Annotated in this window: 13 protein-coding genes, 1 tRNA gene and 1 pseudogene; 7 read left to right on the top strand and 8 right to left on the bottom strand. The window is 47.4% G+C overall.

All coding sequences use genetic code 11. The features are described 5' to 3' along the window. Positions 1–70: 70 nt before the first annotated feature. Positions 71–1,368, bottom strand: a pseudogene (locus M1B78_RS05185) (tetratricopeptide repeat protein); the annotation flags it as partial. A gap of 97 nt (positions 1,369–1,465) precedes the next feature. On the opposite strand from M1B78_RS05185, the gene M1B78_RS05180 reads away from it, so the two are divergent. The 6 genes from M1B78_RS05180 to M1B78_RS05155 all read left to right on the top strand — a co-directional run bounded on the left by M1B78_RS05180 (position 1,466) and on the right by M1B78_RS05155 (position 12,036). Beyond that, entirely contained in the window at positions 1,466–2,068 is a 603-nt protein-coding gene (locus M1B78_RS05180; protein ID WP_257931368.1) for a ribonuclease HII, read from the top strand. Between the two features lie 379 nt (positions 2,069–2,447). Beyond that, positions 2,448–5,789 (top strand): SusC/RagA family TonB-linked outer membrane protein, encoded by a 3,342-nt coding sequence (locus M1B78_RS05175; protein ID WP_257931369.1) that lies wholly within the window; start codon positions 2,448–2,450, stop codon positions 5,787–5,789. A 25-nt stretch (positions 5,790–5,814) separates the two neighbouring features. Then, on the top strand, positions 5,815–7,944 hold the full coding sequence (locus M1B78_RS05170; RefSeq protein WP_257940083.1) for a RagB/SusD family nutrient uptake outer membrane protein: 2,130 nt from the start codon (positions 5,815–5,817) through the stop codon (positions 7,942–7,944). A 113-nt stretch (positions 7,945–8,057) separates the two neighbouring features. Further along, positions 8,058–9,590: an arylsulfatase gene (locus M1B78_RS05165; RefSeq protein ID WP_257940082.1), complete on the top strand. Its 1,533-nt coding sequence runs from the start codon at positions 8,058–8,060 to the stop codon at positions 9,588–9,590. A 238-nt stretch (positions 9,591–9,828) separates the two neighbouring features. Next, positions 9,829–11,343: a 2,3-bisphosphoglycerate-independent phosphoglycerate mutase gene (gene gpmI, locus M1B78_RS05160; RefSeq protein WP_257940081.1), complete on the top strand. Its 1,515-nt coding sequence runs from the start codon at positions 9,829–9,831 to the stop codon at positions 11,341–11,343. Positions 11,344–11,454: 111 nt separating this feature from the next. Beyond that, positions 11,455–12,036 (top strand): DUF3109 family protein, encoded by a 582-nt coding sequence (locus M1B78_RS05155; protein WP_008662683.1) that lies wholly within the window; start codon positions 11,455–11,457, stop codon positions 12,034–12,036. Positions 12,037–12,206: 170 nt separating this feature from the next. On the opposite strand, the gene gyrB is transcribed toward M1B78_RS05155, so the two are convergent. The 4 genes from gyrB to M1B78_RS05135 form a co-directional block, all read right to left on the bottom strand. After that, complete coding sequence (gene gyrB / locus M1B78_RS05150; protein WP_136008866.1) at positions 12,207–14,168, bottom strand: DNA topoisomerase (ATP-hydrolyzing) subunit B; 1,962 nt, start codon at positions 14,166–14,168, stop codon at positions 12,207–12,209. Between the two features lie 333 nt (positions 14,169–14,501). Further along, positions 14,502–15,470 carry a 6-bladed beta-propeller gene (locus M1B78_RS05145; RefSeq protein WP_257940080.1) on the bottom strand — a complete coding sequence of 323 codons (969 nt, stop codon included), beginning with the start codon at positions 15,468–15,470 and terminating at the stop codon, positions 14,502–14,504. Positions 15,471–15,585: 115 nt separating this feature from the next. Continuing rightward, positions 15,586–15,840 carry a 30S ribosomal protein S20 gene (gene rpsT / locus M1B78_RS05140; protein WP_005830420.1) on the bottom strand — a complete coding sequence of 85 codons (255 nt, stop codon included), beginning with the start codon at positions 15,838–15,840 and terminating at the stop codon, positions 15,586–15,588. 38 nt (positions 15,841–15,878) lie between these two features. Beyond that, positions 15,879–15,950, bottom strand: a tRNA-Glu gene (locus M1B78_RS05135). 288 nt (positions 15,951–16,238) lie between these two features. On the opposite strand from M1B78_RS05135, the gene recO reads away from it, so the two are divergent. Beyond that, entirely contained in the window at positions 16,239–16,967 is a 729-nt protein-coding gene (gene recO / locus M1B78_RS05130) for a DNA repair protein RecO (protein ID WP_136008867.1), read from the top strand. A 291-nt stretch (positions 16,968–17,258) separates the two neighbouring features. Here the strand turns inward: recO and M1B78_RS05125 are convergent, their stop codons facing one another. From M1B78_RS05125 to ftsA, 3 genes are all read right to left on the bottom strand, one after another. Then, positions 17,259–17,708: a GatB/YqeY domain-containing protein gene (locus M1B78_RS05125; protein WP_005830410.1), complete on the bottom strand. Its 450-nt coding sequence runs from the start codon at positions 17,706–17,708 to the stop codon at positions 17,259–17,261. A gap of 69 nt (positions 17,709–17,777) precedes the next feature. Then, complete coding sequence (gene ftsZ, locus M1B78_RS05120) at positions 17,778–19,091, bottom strand: cell division protein FtsZ (protein ID WP_136008868.1); 1,314 nt, start codon at positions 19,089–19,091, stop codon at positions 17,778–17,780. Between the two features lie 33 nt (positions 19,092–19,124). Further along, a complete protein-coding gene (ftsA, locus tag M1B78_RS05115) occupies positions 19,125–20,573 on the bottom strand; it encodes a cell division protein FtsA (protein ID WP_136008869.1) in 1,449 nt (482 codons plus the stop codon). Positions 20,574–20,593 lie beyond the last annotated feature (20 nt).

Below are 20,593 nucleotides of genomic sequence, written 5' to 3'. Positions count from 1 at the left end.
CGACCTTGACAGGCCGCCCAATACTCTATGTCTTTTGCTTGGTTGAAAAAAATAAAGTTCTTATCCCGAACTCACGTTTATATCCTTCTTTCACCATTCCGCGTATTTTGTCCAGCAGTTCATTGCGGCTTTTCAGGAATACAGCGAAGCTGGTTGCCTCCTGACGGCTGCTAGCCAGGGCATTGTGTACGTTTTGAAGTTCCAGCTCTTGTTGATGCATCTTCAGTTCGGCCACTTTTTTTCGGACAGTTGCAATTGGTAGCGTGCTTCTATCAGTTGCAAATCTTTTCGGCGTTTATACCATTTATATAGAAAGATGCTGAAAGCTATTCCCAGAATAAGTACGCTGCCCAAAAGCCACAGATTGCGTTTCAGTAGCTCTATCTTGTAGGTTTGTTCCTGCATTTCAGTAGCATATTTTTGGTCTTGGTATCTTTTATAGGAAATTTCCTGCTCGATGTTGCGTAGCTTGTTGCTACTTTGCAGTTCCTTGCCCAGGTGGTACCTCTTGTCCAGATACTTATAAGCTTGGGCATAGTCACCTATAGCTGCATATACCATGGACGAATATTCGTAATTGTCGCAAATCAGTTCGCGGGCGCCGATGCTGTGGGCATATTCATAGGCTTTATGCAAGGCTTCCAAGGCTTTGGAGTATTGCTTGTCATAGTAATACTGTTTCCCCATGTTGTTGTAGTTTTCGCCAAGAGACCATTGGGCGTCCAGATTCTTGTTGATGGTGATGGCTTCCTGGATGAAAGAAAGTTTCTCTTCCGTATTTCCTCGGTACAGACAGAGGTTGTTCAAGTTGGTTGCAATCTCTTTCAGGTTTCGCTGGGCACGGTTGATGGCCAGCGCACGCTGGAAGAAACGCTCGGCAACGGTAAATTCACTCATGAAGTGGTGCATTACTCCACGTTCGTTATAGCATCCGGCCACAGAGGTGGAATCGCCGATGGATTTGAAGATGGAGGTTGCTTTGTCGTTCAGTTCAATGGCTTTGTTGTAATCGCCTAGTTTGCTGTATACACGCCCCATCAAGGAGCAGAGTTGTGCCATTTGTTTTTTGTTGGTGGGATGGATATATTTTTGGGTGTCATAAAGATTCTTGATACTTAGGTCGAAGTTCCCCAACAATTGTTCGGCTTGACAGTAGAGAATCATGGCTTGTGCGCGGACCTCACTGGGCTCATCTTCGGGAAACAAGGCAGAAGCCTGAGCTGCATAGTAGGAAGCTTGTTTGGGGTTGTTGTACAGGTATTTCTGTGCTTGGTCAATCAATTTCTGTGCTTGCTGCATGTTTTGAGCTTGCAGTGGGGCGGCTGCTGACAGAAGACATACGAGTAGTAGACATAGGTTTTTCTTCATGGCATCGTCTTGTTTCTGCAAATTTAATTAATTCTTCTTAGAAGTCAAGTTTCCCTCCAAAAAGATTTATCTTTGTGCCTCAAAGATAGCGATATATATGTTATTACCTTATTTGAATAAAGACTTGATTGAGGTGGGATGCGATGAGGCCGGTCGCGGCTGCCTGGCAGGGGCGGTCTATGCCGCTGCCGTTATTCTGCCAAAGAATTTTGAGAATGAACTTCTGAATGACTCCAAACAACTGACTGAAAAGCAACGCTATGCCTTGCGTGAAGTGATTGAGAAAGAGGCACTGGCATGGGCGGTGGGCGTCGTCTCTCCTGAAGAGATTGACAAAATCAATATTCTCAATGCCTCCTTTCTTGCTATGCACCGTGCTGTTGACCAACTGAATGTCCGTCCGCAACATCTGCTGATAGACGGCAACCGCTTTAAAAAATATCGGGACTTGCCGCATACTACCGTAGTCAAAGGAGACGGGAAGTACCTTTCCATCGCTGCGGCTTCCATCTTGGCAAAGACCTATCGTGATGACTATATGAATCGTCTCCACGAAGAGTATCCGTATTATGACTGGAATCATAACAAGGGCTATCCCACCAGGAAGCATCGCGCCGCCATTGCCGAACACGGAACAACCCCTTACCACCGTATGACGTTCAATCTGCTGGGTGACGGGCAGTTGTCGCTGAATTTCTGAATAAGGCTCCGGCAGCTTTAGCTGGAGATATGTGCTTCTCCACATCACGGCATATCAGTGCTGCAGGGAAGCAGGATACGTGTATAAATCTGTCGGGGAAGGCAGTGCGGGCAGAATCGGATAGAAAGCCTTATAATGTGATATTAAAAGGCTTATAGTATGATATTGAAAGGCTTTTAATGACATATCACTATGAGGATGATGTTGACAGAGACGCTAGAGGAATGTGGATTATTAAAAAAATATTAGAACATGTCTTAGATACTTAATATAATTAACTATATTTGCACACCGTTATGATATAAATATATAACTAATGCTAAAAATAGAAAAATTGTATTCTAACGGATGAGGATTGTTTAATTAAAAAATCTAAGGTATGAGAAAGAAATTGAGTAAGCTGGGGCAATATTGTGCTTCATTTGCTTTGATGGCTCTCTTTTTGTTGATGGGAAATGCGGCTTCAGCGGCCTTGCCCACGCAGAAAGGTAATGTTCATGATGAGGACAAGGCAGGGAATCCTGTTGCACATGTCCTTCAACAATCGGGAAAGCATATTGTAAAAGGTGTTGTAGTGGACAAAATGCAAGAAACTGTTATTGGCGCTTCTGTCGTTGTACCCAATACTACGATAGGATGTATTACAAATATTGACGGGGAATTTGCATTGGAGGTTGACCAATTGCCTGTCACATTGCAGATTACATATATAGGATATAAGACCATTACTGTGAAGGTGGCAGACGGAAACCTGGTAAGGGTAGTGATGGAGGAAGATTCCAAGCAGCTGGAAGAGGTTGTCGTAGTGGGTTATGGTACTCAGAAGAAAGCGAATCTTTCCGGTTCTGTCTCTACGGTGAAAATGGATGAAGTGTTGGGTAGCCGTCCGCAGCCTAATACGGCAGCCGCCCTTCAGGGAGCCATTCCCGGTTTGACCATCACCAGTGGCAGCAATACACCCGGACAAACAGGAAAGAGTATCCAGATTCGCGGTACGGCTACTTTCTCCGGAAAGAATGACGGAACTACCGGACTTGCGCCATTGGTTTTGATTGACAACGTTCCCGGTGATATTGATACGCTGAATCCTGAGGACATTGAGTCGGTTACGGTATTGAAAGATGCGTCATCGTCGGCCATTTACGGTGCCCGTGCGGCGGCAGGTGTGGTACTTATCACCACGAAGCGTCCCAACAAGGAAGAGAAAGTGTCTGTGACTTACAACAATAATTTCGGTTTTGTAAATGCTGTCAATACCCCCAAGCAAGTGGGACTGGAAACGTTTCTTCCTATCTATAAAGAGACATTGGGCAATACGTTTGCCGGTGGAAACAACCAGAATATTGATTCCTGGATGGAATACCTGAACACATATAAGACCAACCCTTCGGCATTGTCCGGCTTGGGTACGTTCTACGAAGATACCGGCATCCTGGTTGCTAACGAGGATGGCAAGCGCTACTATCTGAAGCAGGAAAATCTGTATGACCGCATGATGGAAACCGGTTTCTCGCAAACCCATAACTTTACGGTGAGCGGCGCGACAGACCGTATCCGTTTCCGCATGTCGGGCAATCGCTACACGGAAAACGGTCCGCTGAAAGGCGATAAGGATTATTATACGCGTATGACTTTCAATGGCATGGTTTCTGCAGACATCACCAAATGGTATACGCAAGAGGCTACCGTCAACTATTCGCAACAGAAGCGTGACTATCTGAACGATGAGAGCGGTTTTATGTACTCGCTCCGTCTTCACAACTTCCTCCCCGACGGCATTGACCCGAACGGCAACATCATCAAGACTCCTCTTGCCGTTATACAGAACAGTAACTCCCGGCATACCACGATTGATACGCCCCGTTTCTTCTTCAAATCCATTGTCCGTCCATTGAAGGGATTGGAAGCTGTGTTTGAATATACATACCAGAAACAAGCGACTCATTACGATTATTACTCCGGCAAATGGAAAGCTGCGGATATACAAGAAGCTGTCTCTACCATGCCTTCGGGAGAGGATTATTACGTGGCACGTTATTTCTACAACGCACGCAACGCTTACAACGCCTATGCCACTTATAAGTATAATCTGCTCCAAGACCATAATTTCTCGCTCATGGCAGGTTTTTCGCAGGAAGACTATGATTATAAGTACTATAACACCAATGCAGAGACGCAGGCCTTGCCCGATATCCCCTCGATGAGCAATGCGCAAGGGAAGGTCGTTACTTCTGACGACTATCAGAGCTATGCCATTCGCAGCGGTTTCTTCCGTTTCAATTATGACTATAGAGGAAAATACCTGCTGGAGGTGAACGGGCGTTACGATGGTTCGTCCAAGTTCCCGAAGGATTCCCGTTTCGCTTTCTTCCCCTCGTTTTCGGCTGCATGGAACCTGGCAGAGGAAAACTTTATGGCGCCTACCCGCAACATTGTAGACCAAATCAAGCCGCGTGTGTCTTATGGTGCCATCGGTAACCAGAACTCTGCCGGTTATTACGATTACATTGCCACCATGGCTCTGAATACCCAGTCCAACGTATGGCTCAACGGCAATGACGAAGGTTATATGACAATTATCGGTGCGCCCGGTCTGATTAGCTCCAGTTTTACTTGGGAGACTATTACCACTACCAATGTCGGACTTGACTTTGCCTTGTTCAACAACCGTTTGACTGGTAGTTTCGAGTGGTATCAGCGTGAAACGAAAGATATCCTTTCCCAGAGCGTTGCCCTGCCCGGTGTGTTGGGTGCCACTGCTCCTAAGCAGAATGTAGGCGCGATGCGTACGCGCGGTTGGGAACTCCAGTTGACATGGCGTGGAAACATTGGCAAGAAGGTGGGATATAATATCGGTTTCAACTTGTGGGACTACAAGTCGAAGATTACTTCGCTGAACTTCAATGAAGACAAGAGCCTCAGCTATCTGTATGAGGGTAAGAACGTTGGTGAAATCTGGGGATATCTCTATGATGGTTTCTATACGGTAGATGATTTTGAAGATACTGCCAACTGGAAGCTGAAAGAAGGCGTGACAACCTTGAACGGCTCCCAACCGCGCCCGGGTGACTATAAGTTCAAGAACTTGCGTGACGGTGATAACCGCGAAGACGATATCAATGAAATCAACAACGGTAATAATACGCTTGCCAAGCCGGGTGATATGACCGTTATCGGTAATACGACACCCCGCTTCCAGTATGGTCTCAACCTGGGCGTGAATTATGCCGGTTTCGACTTGAGTGTAATGTTGCAGGGAGTAGGTAAGCGCGATTACTTCAACAATGGTCAGTTGTTCTATACTTTCATGTCGAACGATGTGGCGTTCTCTCCGATATTCGAAGGCACCACCGATTACTGGACTCCGCTGAGTATGGATTCTTCCGATCCCAACTACATGGTTGCCGCCAATCCGAATGCCAAGTTGCCTCGTATTTGGGGAAGTTCTACCTCGGCCGTAGCCAATGCCGGCTCCAACCGCCGCACCAATGACCACATGCTGAGCAGTGCCGCTTATATGCGCATCAAGAATGTGACTTTATCTTATTCATTCCCGAAACAATGGTTGAACAAGTTTCAAGTTAAGCAGTTGCGCCTGTTTGTAAGTGCCGAGAATCTGGCCACTTTCACTTCGTTGCCAAGCGGAATAGATCCTGAAACCCTTGGCTGGGGCTATCCGCTCTATCGTACGGTTTCTTTTGGTGCGAACATTTCATTCTAAGTCATTACTTTAAAAATATCCGTATATGAAAAAAATATTGCAAACATTAACTATAGCAGTAACTCTGGGGCTGACCGGATGCAACGACTCTTATCTGGAGAGGCTCCCGACAACGGAAGTGACCGAGGCTACTGCCTTTACTTCATTTACCACCTGCTCCAATTATCTGACCAATCTCTATCAAATGTTCAGCGGAAGCTATACCTCGTTTCAGGGACCTGCTATGGTATCCGGTGCTTTGGGAACCTCTACCCGTGACATTTACTCGGGCATCCTGACCAATTATGGTTCCGGAGTGGGAAACATCCCCAACTCGTATGCCGACCAGACAGTGACTATTCCTACAAGCGATGGAACTTACAGCAATCCTTATACCTGGATACGCTGGGCAAACATTATGTTGGAACATATCAATGAACCTTCTTGTACCGACCAAGAGCGTTTGCACCTCGAGGCTGTGGCCCGTTTCTTCCGTGCATACGCTCACTATTCGCTCTTGATAAACTATGGAGATGCCATTTATGTAGACCATCTGCTTTCCGATGCGTCGGAGGAACTGACGAAATCGCGTGATTCGCGCTTGTATGTGGCAGACCAAATCTATAAGGAACTGGACTGGTGCATCAAGAACGTGCAAGACCAACTGGCCGAACCCAATATGCTGAACAGTGATGTGATGAAGGCATTCATGTCGCGCTTCACGCTTTTCGAAGGCACGTGGCGCAAGTATCATAACGTAAATGAGACGGAATGCTCTTCTAAAGGCTACATTACAGGAGCAGAACTGTTGCAAGCCTGTGCCACGGTTTCCAAAGAACTGATTACCAAACACCCGAATCTCTATAAAGGCAACTCGCAGGATGTTCATCCGGGCAAGGGCTGGGGAGAAATGTGGACTACGGAAGATTTGCAGGGTGTTCCCGGTGTGCTGCTCTATGTCAAGTATGTGGAAAACTACAAGATGCACCGCTTGGGGCACTTTGAGCACATCGGTTCGGCAAGCCTTGAGATGCCGCAATCCACGGTAGACCTTTACCTGACAAAAGAAGGATTGCCCATCCACAACCGTAACGTGAAGCATTATGACTATGATCCGGTGAGCAAGTCATATACCGAAGGAGCCGATTACGACTATGCCAATTGTAACGTATATCGCACCTTCCGCATGCGTGACCCGCGTATGTGGCAGACGGTTATGCCGCCTTATCATATCATCGGAGGTGGAGATGCGAACACTTACAGAATGGATGAGTCTTGTGACGGAATCTGGATGGAATACCTCAACCAATTTGCTCCGCGCGGCATCTATAATGCGGCAGAGGGCACATACCGGATTCCGAATTGGGCAAGCGGCTACCATCTGACTCCGTATCACAAAGCACTGCCTTCCAGCAACTGGGCGGGCAACTATTTGAGGAATGTGCCTACTGTGCAGACGAGCAATTTCCAGAATAATGAGTCTGCCGCTGCAGGCATCCAGTTGATATATTCCGGAAGTGGTTTCCAACGTGGAAAGAGCGGCTATTTCGTATGGAAACATCATGCTTCTTGGGACAAGCAGGATCAGAACCATCCGATGGAGGTGTCGGACAAGCCGGTTTTCAAAATAGAGGAAGTGATGCTCAACTATGCGGAGGTGATGTTTGAATTGGGAAAATTTGACCAGTCGGTGGCCGACCTTACAATCAACAAGCTGCGCGACCGTGCGGAAGTAGGCTTGATGCGCGTCAGTGAAATCGGTTCTGACTTCGATCCGGACCGTGACCCGTCGGTAGAACCCGTATTGTGGGAAATCCGTCGTGAACGTCTGATTGAATTGATGGGTGAAAGCTTCTCCTGGGAAGACGTACGCCGTTGGAAGAAAGCCGATTATTTTGTCAATAAGCAACACTATGGAGTTTATCTGGACAACGTTACAGGCACATTCAATAACAATAAAGCTACCACGGGAGGTACCGGTATCCTGAATCCCGATACCAAAAAGGAAGCATCGGATGCGGAATTGGCTGCCATGGGCAATTGCGGCCACCTTTACTACTATCTCGACCCCGTATCGGCAGGCAAGGGATGGCTTGACAAATATTACTTGCGTCCTATCCCTTCGGATGAATTGTTGCTGAACGACAATCTGGAACAGCAGGAAGCATGGAAATAATAGCCTGACAATCCGAATGAAGAAGGTCCGTCGTTGACAAATCAAGGTTCAAGGGCGGGCCTTTTTGCTTACGCGAAGAAGAACTGTATTGTTACATTAAAATAGAATATGCAATGGAAAATAAACGTTTTTGGTTGTTGACCGGCGGGGTGGCGCTTTCTACCTTAGGGATTTATGCGCAGAAAGTGAGTGAGAAGCCCAACATTATCTATATCATGTGTGATGACATGGGATATGGCGACTTGGGTTGTTATGGGCAGAAATACATCCGGACTCCCCATCTGGACCGGATGGCAAGTGAGGGCATGCTCTTTACGCAGGCTTATGCAGGCAGTCCTGTCAGTGCACCGTCGCGGGCTTCGTTCATGACCGGACAACACTCGGGACATTGCGAAGTGCGCGGCAACAAGGAGTATTGGAGGAATGCGCCGAAAGTGGCTTATGGTGAAAATCAAGAATTTTCTCTCGTGGGACAGCATCCTTACGACCCGGAACATGTCGTCTTGCCCGAAATCATGAAGGACTATGGATATACCACGGGCATGTTCGGCAAGTGGGCGGGTGGTTATGAAGGTTCTGTGTCTACCCCCGACAAGCGGGGCATTGACGAGTACTACGGATATATCTGCCAGTTTCAGGCACATCTCTATTACCCCAACTTTCTGAACCGTTACAGTCGTTCGGCGGGCGATACGGCGGTGACGCGTGTCATTTTGGAAGAGAACATCAAGTACCCCATGTATGGGAAAGACTACTTCAAGCGTCCGCAATATTCTGCCGACATGATTCATCAGGAGGCTTTAAAGTGGCTGGACGCCCAGGATGGAAAACAGCCTTTCTTCGGCATCTTTACTTACACGCTGCCGCATGCCGAACTGGCGCAGCCGGAAGACTCCATACTGGAAGGTTACAAGCAGAAGTTCTTCGTAGATAAGACATGGGGTGGACAAGAGGGGTCGCGCTACAACCCTTCCGTACATACGCATGCACAGTTTGCAGGTATGATTACCCGTCTGGACCACTATGTGGGCGAGGTGCTCGCCAAGCTGAAAGAGAAGGGGCTGGATGAGAATACCATCGTGATTTTCACCAGCGACAACGGACCTCATGAAGAAGGAGGAGCCGATCCCACGTTCTTCGGGCGAGACGGGAAACTGCGCGGGCTGAAGCGGCAATGCTACGAAGGCGGTATCCGTGTGCCTTTCATTGTGCGTTGGCCGGGCAAGGTGGTTGCCGGAAGCGTCAGTGACCATCAGTGTGCGTTCTACGACTTGATGCCGACCTTCTGCGAACTGGCGGGAGTGAAGGACTATGTCAAGAAATATCGTAACAAAAAGAAAAAAGAGACTGATTACTTTGACGGCATCTCTTTTGTTCCTACGTTGCTGGGGCGTGACAATCAGGTGAAGCACGACTTTCTCTATTGGGAGTTCAACGAGACCGATCAGATAGGCGTCCGCATGGGCGACTGGAAGATGGTGGTAAAGAAAGGAAAGCCGTTTCTCTATAATCTGGCAACCGATATCCATGAAGATAATGACGTAGCTGCCGGGCATCCGGACATCGTGGCGCAGATGAAAGAAATTATCCGTGCACAGCACACCCCGAATCCGTATTTCTTCGTTACCTTACCTGATTTCGATTGAGAAGCTGTTCTTGAAAGCGTCTTGCACTTTGCACTGCTAAACCTCTACTTGGCGACCGTAAAGTAGAGGTTTGGCAGTGCAAAACCTCTGTTCTAGCCCAAAAAAGTATAAATCATTTGAAACAGTACGTTTTAACCGCTGTTTTTTGTAACTTTGCAGCGCGAGAAAGGTTTCCTGTAAAGGTGGGTTTCCCTTTTTGACGCGTGAAAAGATTATACAATTAAATTCGATTGATATTATGAGTAAGAAAGCCCTTTTAATGATTCTTGATGGCTGGGGCATCGGCGATCAAGGCAAAGATGATGTGATTTTCAATACACCTACTCCGTATTGGGACAGTCTGTTGGCAACTTATCCGCACTCCGAGCTTCAAGCAAGCGGTGAAAACGTCGGTTTGCCCGACGGACAGATGGGTAATTCTGAAGTAGGTCATCTCAATATCGGTGCCGGACGTATCGTTTACCAGGATTTGGTGAAGATTAACCGTGCTTGTGCCGACGGCAGCATCCTGAAAAACAAGGAAATAGTTTCTGCTTTCTCATATGCAAAGGAAAACGGCAAGAATATCCACTTTATGGGACTGACCAGCAACGGTGGCGTGCACAGCTCTTTTGAGCATTTGTTCAAACTCTGCGATATCTCCAAGGAATATGGCATCGAGAATACCTTTATCCACTGCTTTATGGATGGTCGCGACACCGACCCGAAGAGCGGTAAAGGTTTTATAGAACAGCTGACGGCCCACTGCGAGAAGTCGGCAGGCAAGATTGCTTCCATTATAGGACGCTTTTATGCAATGGACCGCGACAAGCGTTGGGAACGCGTGAAGGTGGCTTATGACCTGCTGGTGAACGGTGAAGGCAAGGTTGCTACGGATATGGCCCAGGCTATGCAGGAGTCCTACGACGAAGGCGTTACGGATGAATTCATCAAGCCGATTGTGAACGGTGGTTTCGACGGTACCATCAAGGAAGGCGATGTAGTTATCTTCTTCAACTACCGCAACGACCGTGCCAAGGAACTGACCGTTGTCCTCACCCAGCAGGATATGTCCGAACAAGGCATGCATACCATTCCGGGCTTGCAGTTCTACTGCATGACTCCGTATGACGCCAGCTTCAAGGGGGTACATATCCTTTTCGACAAGGAGAATGTACAGAACACGTTGGGCGAATACCTTGCTGCCAATGGCAAGACTCAGCTGCACATTGCCGAGACAGAGAAGTATGCACACGTGACTTTCTTCTTCAACGGTGGCCGTGAGACTCCGTACGATGCCGAAGAGCGTATTCTGGTTCCGTCTCCGAAGGTTGCCACTTACGACTTGAAGCCTGAAATGAGCGCTTACGAAGTAAAGGATAAGTTGGTGGAAGCTATCAAGACCCGGAAGTTCGATTTCATCGTGGTGAACTATGCCAACGGCGATATGGTGGGACACACCGGTATTTACGAAGCTATCGAAAAGGCCGTGAAAGCCATCGACGAATGTGTGAAAGACACCGTTGAGGCTGCCAAGGTAAACGATTATGAGGTAATCATCATCGCCGACCACGGTAATGCCGACCACGCTTTGAATGAAGACGGTACGCCTAACACTGCCCACTCTCTGAACCCTGTTCCTTTCGTTTACGTCACTGCAAACAAGGACGCCAAGGTTGAGAATGGCGTATTGGCTGACGTAGCTCCTTCTATCCTGCACATCTTGGGTATGGAGCAGCCGGCCGAAATGACCGGTAAGGATTTGATTAAGTAAGCCGTCGAGGCCGTAACAATATTTAGATGCGGATTATACGGATTCCACGGATGCTCTTAAAGTTGAGTCTGTGCAGTCCGAATAATCCGCATCTTTTTTCAATAGAACAATATGATACAGATTGGTGATGTTGTAGTGTCTTTTGATGTCTTGCGCGAGAAGTTCTTGTGTGACTTGGGTGCCTGCCAGGGGATTTGTTGCATTGAGGGTGATGCCGGTGCCCCCGTAGAGCTGGACGAGGTGGAGAAACTGGAAGAGGTGCTTCCGCTGATTTGGGACGAGCTTTCTCCCGAAGCCCGCACCGTGATAGAGGAGCAAGGCGTGGTCTATACCGATTGTGAAGGTGACTTGGTGACTTCCATTGTCAACAACAAGGATTGTGTCTTTACCTGCTATGATGATAAGGGCTGCTGTTATTGTGCCATCGAAAAGGCTTACCGTGAGGGTAGGACCAACTTCTACAAACCTATATCCTGCCATCTCTATCCGATAAGGGTGGGGAACTACGGACTCTATAAGGCAGTGAACTATCATCGTTGGGATGTTTGCAAAGCCGCTATGCTGTTGGGGCAAAAGGAAAATCTGCCCGTGTACAAGTTCCTGAAAGAGCCTCTTATCCGTAAGTTTGGTGAGGACTGGTATGCAGAGCTGGAATTGGTAGTGGAAGAAATGAAAAAACAAGGAATCTTGTAGTTTTCCCGTATGAGACGATTTGACATACCCACTGTGCTTTCAGACCGACCCCTCATTTCCTGACTTTCTAGGTATGAGACGAGGGATAAAGGAAAAGCCCCGGTCAGCAGGATTATCCTGCCCGTCCGGGGCTTTTTCATTGTAAGATGTGAGGTCGGTTATTAAATTAATTAAGCGTCAATATTTGCATACGTTGCATTTTTTTCGATGAAATCGCGGCGAGGGCCCACATCTTCGCCCATCAGCATGGAGAAGATGTAGTCGGCTTCGGCTGCATTTTCAAGATGCACCTGCTTCAACATACGGTTGTCCGGATTCATGGTGGTTTCCCACAACTGTTCCGGGTTCATCTCACCCAAACCTTTGTAGCGCTGGGTGTGTACTGCGTTTTCCGAACCGCCGCCGTAGGTGTCGATGAACTTCTGGCGCTGCTGGTCTGTCCAGCAATACTCTTTCGCCTTGCCTTTGGTGCAAAGGTAGAGGGGAGGAGTGGCGATGTACAAGTAACCCTGCTGGATGACTTGCGGGAAGTAGCGGAAGAAAAGAGTCATAATCAGCGTGTCGATGTGAGAACCATCGACGTCGGCATCGGTCATGATGATAATCTTCTTGTAACGCAACTTGTCAATGTTCGCTTCTTTACTGTCTTCACCGTCTACACCGAAACGGATGCCTAGTGCTTGGATGATATTGTTTACTTCGTCGCTTTCGAATGCCTTGTGCCACATGGCCTTTTCTACATTCAGAATCTTACCGCGAAGCGGTAGGATAGCCTGGAACACACGGTTACGACCTTGTTTTGCGGAACCGCCTGCCGAGTCACCCTCAACGAGAAACAATTCGCATTCTTCCGGGTCTTTGCTGGAACAGTCGGCCAACTTACCGGGCATGCCGCCACCTGACATTGGCGATTTACGTTGTACGGATTCGCGTGCCTTGCGTGCGGCGATACGTGCCTGGGCAGCCAATATCACCTTGTCCACAATCAGTTTCGCCTCCTTTGGATGCTCTTCCAGATAGTAGGAGAGAGCCTCGCCCACAGCCTGGTCTACGGCACCCATTACTTCGTTGTTACCCAGCTTTGTCTTGGTCTGCCCTTCAAACTGCGGTTCGGCCACCTTGATGGAGATGACGGCAGTCAATCCTTCACGGAAGTCGTCTCCTGCAATCTCTACCTTGGCTTTTTCCAGCATCTTGTTGTCTTCGGCGTATTTTTTCAATGTACGGGTCAGTGCACGGCGGAAACCGGCCAAGTGGGTACCTCCTTCAATGGTATTGATGTTGTTTACGTAAGAGTGCACATTTTCGTTATAAGAAGTGTTGTACATGATGGCTACTTCCACCGGTATACCTTGTTTCTCAGTATTGATGTAGATTACATCGTTCATGAAGTGCTCACGTGAGGAATCTACGTAGCGTACAAACTCCTTAAGTCCTTCTTCCGAGTAGAAAATTTCCTTCTTTGCATTTCCTTCTTCGTCCTTTACGCGGAGGTCGGTCAGTGAAATCTTGATGCCTGCGTTCAGGTAAGCCAGCTCGCGCATGCGGGTGGCAAGGATATCATAGTTGTAGACTGTTTCCGTAAAGATGGTGCCGTCCGGCCAGAACTGCTGGCGCGTACCGGTAATGTCTGTTGTGCCCACTTCCTTGACGGAGTAGAGCGGATGTCCGCAGGCATATTCCTGCTGATAGATTTTTCCATTGCGGAATACCTGGGTAGTCATGTGTGTAGACAAGGCGTTTACACAAGATACACCTACGCCGTGCAGACCTCCCGACACTTTGTAAGAACCTTTGTCGAACTTGCCTCCGGCATGCAGTACGGTCATTACGACTTCCAATGCGGATTTCTTTTCTTTCTCGTGATAATCCACCGGGATACCACGTCCGTTGTCTTGCACGCTGATGGAATTGTCTTCGTTGATGGTGACTTCGATGTGATCGCAATAGCCGGCGAGTGCTTCGTCAATGGAGTTGTCCACAACCTCGTAGACCAGATGGTGAAGTCCTTTGTTACTAATGTCGCCAATATACATCGCGGGGCGTTTTCTCACTGCTTCCAAGCCTTCCAGCACTTGGATATTGCTGGCGGAATATTCCCCGTTATTGGAGTGAATTTGTTCTTCAGTCATTTTTAATGCACATTATCTATTTGAAGTTTCAAAATTACAAAAAAAAATGAGATAGGTGTTTCCCTGAAGACTAAAAAAATGAAAAGCGTTTTGGGAGGAATGGGGCATCGGGGTTAGTTGGAAAACAGCTTGGTGTTCAACTGATAGGAGATGATGTATGGATTGTCGTTTTCATTAGTGTTCTCGAAAAAAAATCTAAGTTTGTTTCCTGTTGGCAACAGGGGAAGCACATAGGCTGCTTGCTCCACTGGAATGCTGATGTAGAGTGAATTATCTTCTATGGCTTTAGGGTGTGCGGAGAATATCTCGCACAGTCCTTTGTTGCCTTGCAGATTATTGGGGTTGATGGTTATTGAAGCGTTGTTGGTCTTTGAATAAATATGTATATAACAGTGTGTTCCATCCTAAATCCAAGAATACCAAGCTGTCTGAGGATAAGAAACTTCCACAAGAAATCAGATAACCGTCTTTTTCTGCCTGTTCTATGTTGTTGTCATTATATTCGAAATAGAGCTCTTTTTTTTCTTGGGCGGTAACGGCCTTTCGTCCTGACAAGTTTTTGAAGGAGTATTCAGGTATGGCTTCTGAATTGTGAATTCTGAAGATTGTATTTGACAGTATGGGCATGTATAGCAATTCCTTGTCTTCCGTATAGCTTGTGGCGCATGCGGTTCTTATGTCTATTCTATTGGGGGTTGCGTCCTTTAAGAATGTTTCGGTCACTTCTCCTTTTTCGTTTATTATGTGTATGTTATTATTGAGTATGTCTTTTCTGTCATTCTTGTCTTTGGAAGTTGAATTGACATGGATATATCGTTTTGATTTATCGGAGGCAATTAAATTTGGAATGAAGCTTAGTGGGATTACTTTGAGTAATTTGCCATTTTCGTCATATTCGAATAGACGTTTGGAGAAACTGTCGGTAAGTAGTAGGCGGTTGTTGGCTTCATCTGTTTCAAAACTGCCTATTCTAATGTATTCTTGGGGGCCGCTGCCTTGATTGCTTATCTTTGATAAATATTTCCCTTGCTTGGAAAATATGAAAATCACTGACAAAGAGCTATCTGTTATGTATAGCTTGTCATTCATGCTGTGAATTTGGAGAATGCCGGTTATGAGTGACTTGTCGGAAGCTTCCAATCTAATTGTATCATAATCGGCGACTAACTCCTCGATTGTCAGGGCAAGTGGTGGGGTAATTGCTATTTCTGTACAATTCCCAAAGTGTGATGAGGTATTTGGATTATTGCAACAGCTACTGATTGACATTAGTAGCAGTATGATTATCGCCTTTTGTTTCATAAGCTGCTCTACAAAACTGTGGGGAACAATTTCTTTTTCATGTCAATAGCATTAGATATAAAACAAAAAAAGTAGGTAATATTCATTACCTACTTATATTTTTTGTAGAAACAGTTTAAGCCAACTTGTTAATGTAGATAGCCAATTTTGACTTCAGATTATTAGCTTTGTTCTTGTGGATAACGTTTGTCTTAGCCAATTTATCCAACAGTTTTGTGATACCAGGATACATAGCTGTTGCTGCAGCCTTGTCTGTAGTAGCACGAAGCTTACGAACAGCATTCCTCATGGTTTTGCCATAATATCTGTTGTGAAGTCTTCTTGTTTCTTCTTGTCTGATTCTTTTCAGTGATGATTTATGATTTGCCATCTCGACTAATCTTTTTTAATTCGTTTATTTTTTATTTGTAGCCCGTGGGGGAATCGAACCCCCCTTTCAAGAATGAAAATCTTGCGTCCTAACCGATAGACGAACGGGCCATCCTTTAGTGAGCGTTTCCGCTCTTGCAGAGAGTCTTTATCTCTCGTTTGCGGTTGCAAAGGTAGAAACTATTTTTGAATTACCAAAACATTTGCAAGAAAAAATACGTCTTTTTTGTTGCCTTTTATGTTGCTTGAGTGCTTTGTCTGTTGAAAATCAGCGTGATATTGACTTTCGTTTTTTTTCAGCCCTTACCTGATTTTTTTATTCTTTTCCTTTTGTATCTCTTCTTTCGGGCTTTTTTTGTAGCTTTGTTATCGGATTGAAACCAGATAAAGAAATCGGGAATGTTACAGAAAACACAGGGAATTGTACTGCATACTCTGAAATATAAGGATACGTCTCTCATTGCAGATATCTATACGGAGGTGGCCGGCCGGGCTTCCTTCATGGTGTCTATACCCCGTTCACGCAAGGCGGCGGTGAAGTCGGTGCTCTTCCAGCCGCTGGCATTGGTGGAACTTGAAGCCGATTTCCGTCCTAATGCTACTATATATAAGGTGAAGGAGGCAAAGTCCCTTTATCCTTTCGCTACGCTTCCGTACGATCCCTACAAATCTGCCATCGCCTTGTTTCTTTCGGAATTCCTTTATCGCGCTGTCCGCGAGGAGGCGGAGAACCGTCCGTTGTTTGCTTATCTGTATCATTCCGTCATCTGGCTGGATGAATGCAGGGAGGGATTTGCCAACTTTCATCTGGTCTTCCTGATGCGCCTTTCCCGTTTTCTCGGTTTGTATCCCAACTTGGAGGATTATCATGCAGGCGATTATTTCGATTTGCAGAATGCTTGCTTCACTCCCTTACGTCCGCAACTTCATTCCCATTACATCGCTCCCGAAGAGGCGGCCCGCCTGACACAGTTGATGCGCATGAATTATGAAACGATGCATCTTTTCACCATGAACAGGTTGGAGCGTACCCGGTGCCTGAACATTATGAATGAATATTATCGTTTGCACTTGCCGGATTTCCCGGCATTGAAATCACTTGAGGTATTGAAGGAACTTTTTGATTAGCCACTGCCGCTATGACTACTCCATAGGTTAGTTCTGTTTGCCCCACGGGTTAAGGTGTTTTACATACTGTGGTAAAGGTCGTTACATTATGTGGTAAAGGCCGTTACAATATGAAGTAACGCCTTTTACATGCTATGCTAAAGGAGGGTAAATGTAATGTGTTGATGGTTAATATGCTAATCTCTTATGAGGAGATAGGAGAGGGCATCTAGAAAGCCGTGTCTCAACAGATTTTAGGTGCTGAGTCCCTCTGTTGAAGCACGGCTGATATGATAGGTAAAGAGTGTTTCTTTATCCCAGCAGTTCCTTTACTTTGGCTGAGATGGCGCGGCCTTCGGCCAGTCCGGCAAGTTTCTTGCTGGCTACGCCCATCACCTTGCCCATGTCCTTGCCGCTGGTGGCACCGACTTCGGCTATGATTTCCTTCAAGGCTGCTTCCAGCTCTTCGGCGCTCATCTGCTTGGGCAGATAGGTCTCAAGCACCTTTACTTGTGCCAGCTCGTCGTCTGCCAAGTCCTGACGACCTTGCTGTACATAGATTTCAGCAGCGTCTTTGCCTTGTTTGGTCAGTTTCTGGATAATCTTCAAGGCATCTGCATCGCTCAGGGTATCGTTGGCTCCGGGAGCGGTTTTGGCTTCGAGGAATACTTTCTTTACGTTTCTCAATGTTTCGAGAGCCACTTTGTCTTTGGCTTTCATGGCTGTTTTAATGTCTTCGCTGACTTTTTCAAATAAATCCATATTGTTATAAGTTTACTCCTATTCCCCCGAAGGGGAGGAGGAGGGTTTTACATATCGGGAACGGGAGAATCAGAAGGTGATGATTCCCCCCGTGTCGCCTTCTGCTTCTTGCGCGGCTTCGGTGGCGAGCTGTCCTTCCTGCTCTGCCTTCATCTTGATGTTGGTCAGCGTGATTTTGTCACGCAGATAGGTCGGAGAATTCTCCACCATGCTGATGATGTCGGCGTTGTCCATGTCTTCGGGATTGAAGAGATAGATATGGTGACGGCGGCTGCGTTGGGAACGGGCGTTGGCATCCTTGCCGTAGTACACTTCGCGGCGGTTGCGTCTCTGTTCCTCTTCCTCCTCCAGCTCGGCAAGGCGTTGTTGTTCTTCGGCGGTGCGCAGGGTGATGCGGTCGTCCATTTCCTTCATGTGGATGTCCTGGATACCGAAACCGGTGGCAAGCAGGGTGATTTTCACTTTCTGTTCCAGCTTGTCGTCGATGGCCATACCGAATTTGGTTTCAAAGTCGCGGCTGAAACGGTTCATGAACTCTTTCACCTCGTCCATTTCACTCATCATCAGCTTGTATTGTGAACTGTAAGAGATGTTGAGGAGCACCTTCTTGGAGTTGAAAATGTCGTTGTTGTTCAGCAACGGCGAGTGTTGCGCGTTCTTGATGGCTTCGCTGACACGGTTGTCACCTTCGCCGTAGCCGGTACTCATGATGGCTACGCCGCCGTCTTTCAGCACCGTTTTCACGTCGTTGAAGTCGAGATTCACTTTTCCATGCAGGGTGATGATTTCGGCAATGCTCTTGGCTGCTACCGAAAGGGTGTCGTCGGCCTTGTCAAACGCGTCGTCTACGGACAGCTCGCTGTATATCTCGCTCAGCTTTTCATTATTGATGACCAGCAGGGCGTCTACGTGCTTGCTGATTTCCTCTACGCCATCCAGTGCCTGGTCTATCTTCTTGTCGCCCTCCCAGCGGAAAGGGATGGTGACGATGCCGATGGTCAGGATGTTCATTTCCTTGGCGGTTTGTGCAATGATGGGTGCGGCACCTGTACCGGTACCACCGCCCATTCCGGCAGTGATGAATACCATCTTGGTGCCGTCGTTCAGCATACTCTTGATGTCTTCGATGCTCTCTTCTGCTGCCTTGCGGGCACGGGCAGGGCGATTTCCGGCTCCTAGGCCTTCTTTTCCAAGCTGTAACTTCACGGGTACGGGAGAGTCCTTTAACGCTTGGTTGTCTGTGTTGCACAGTACGAACGTCACGTCGTGTATACCTTCCCGGTACATATGATTCACGGCATTTCCGCCACCTCCGCCTACACCGATTACTTTAATGATTTTCGGCGAATCGGTCGGGAAATCGAATTGTACTATATCTTCCATAATAATTTAATTTTCTGGCACATTATCACATTGTTACTTCATATCGTCGTCCGAGAAGATTTCGTTGGAGATTTTGCTGAAAGTCTTTTCGAAAGCCTTTCCGAAAGACCACTTGGTGCCTTCTTTCTTTTTCTTCTTCTTTTCTTCCTTTTCGCGCTGCTCTCTCTTGCGATCACGCTCCTTGCGTTCTTTCTCCTCTTTTTCGCGCTGTGCCTTGGCGGCTCGTGCGGCAGCTTCCTGCTCTTTCAGCGCTTCGTCGTCCACGAATATGTCGATTGGTTTTGGGGGAATGTTGGCGGCAGGCTGCTGCTGTACCGGCTTCACCTCTTGCAGGCAGCAATTCTCGTTGCCGGCAGCCAGCAACCCCAGCAGAGTGTTGTGCATGCCGTCCTTCTTGGGCTCGTCGCTGTGTGTGTGGACGGTGGCCTGTACGAACTTGGCGGTCTTTACCTTTTCAATCTTGCTCACTTTATGGAAAGCTTTCTCAAGATTTTTCAGATTGGCTCCTCCACCGGTGAATACGACACCGGAGAAAAGTTTGTCTTCGTAACCGGAAAGTTGCAACTGGTTCCATACGTTGGCAAGGATTTCTTCCGCACGGGCTCCGATGATATTGTTCAGCAGGGCCACTTCGAGAGTCCGGCCGTCTTCCGACGTACATACGGCAGGGGTCTCGGTGCCTTCTTCCTCCTCGTAGAGGGCGTCGCCGTATTGCAGTTTCAGCTTCTCGGCATCTTCCTCCTCCATTTGCAGGGAAGTGATGTCGTGGGTAATGTTGTTTCCGCCCAGCGGCAGTACGCTGAGGTAGCGCAGGATATTGTTCTTATAGACCAGCACGGTGGTGGTGTCGGCACCGAAGTCGACAAGTGCGCAGCCCGAACGCATTTCGTTTTCGGTCAGCACGGCTTTGGCCAACGCAGTGGGAGCCACGAGCAGGTCGTCGGCAATTTCCACTTTGGCTTGCTCGAAGCTATGCTCGAGGTTCTTTTTCAGTGAGGCGCGGGCCACAATGTTGAGGAACTGACCCGTGATGTGCCGTCCGGTAACTCCTACCGGTTCCACCTGCAGTGTATGGTCTATCTTGTATTCTTGCGGGGCTACATCCAGCACACTCATGTCTGTCAGGGGTACATCACGGTTCTCGTCGCAAATCTCGTCTACCAGCTCTTGCGAAATGATGCTCTCTTCCTCCAGCATACGGCTTACCGCATTCCTCACCGTGCGTAATGATTGTCCACCGATGCCTACATATACTTTGGCGATGGAGTTGTTCAGCTGGCCTTCCAGCTTGTTGATGATGGAAGTCAGTGCTTGTGCAGCCTTGTCAATGTTGTAGATGGCTCCTTTGTGTATAAACGGGGATGCCTCTTCGCGTGCATAAGCCAACACCTGGATACTTCCGTCACTGCTCTTCTTTCCTGCGATACCGGAAATCTTGGAAGAACTCAACTCGATAGCGGCGATGAAATCTGTTGTTGCCATATCTTTTATTTAATTATATA

This window comes from Bacteroides muris (ex Fokt et al. 2023), assembly GCF_024704895.1.
GTDB lineage: Bacteria > Bacteroidota > Bacteroidia > Bacteroidales > Bacteroidaceae > Bacteroides > Bacteroides muris.
This window is presented reverse-complemented; position numbering and strand designations above follow the sequence as displayed.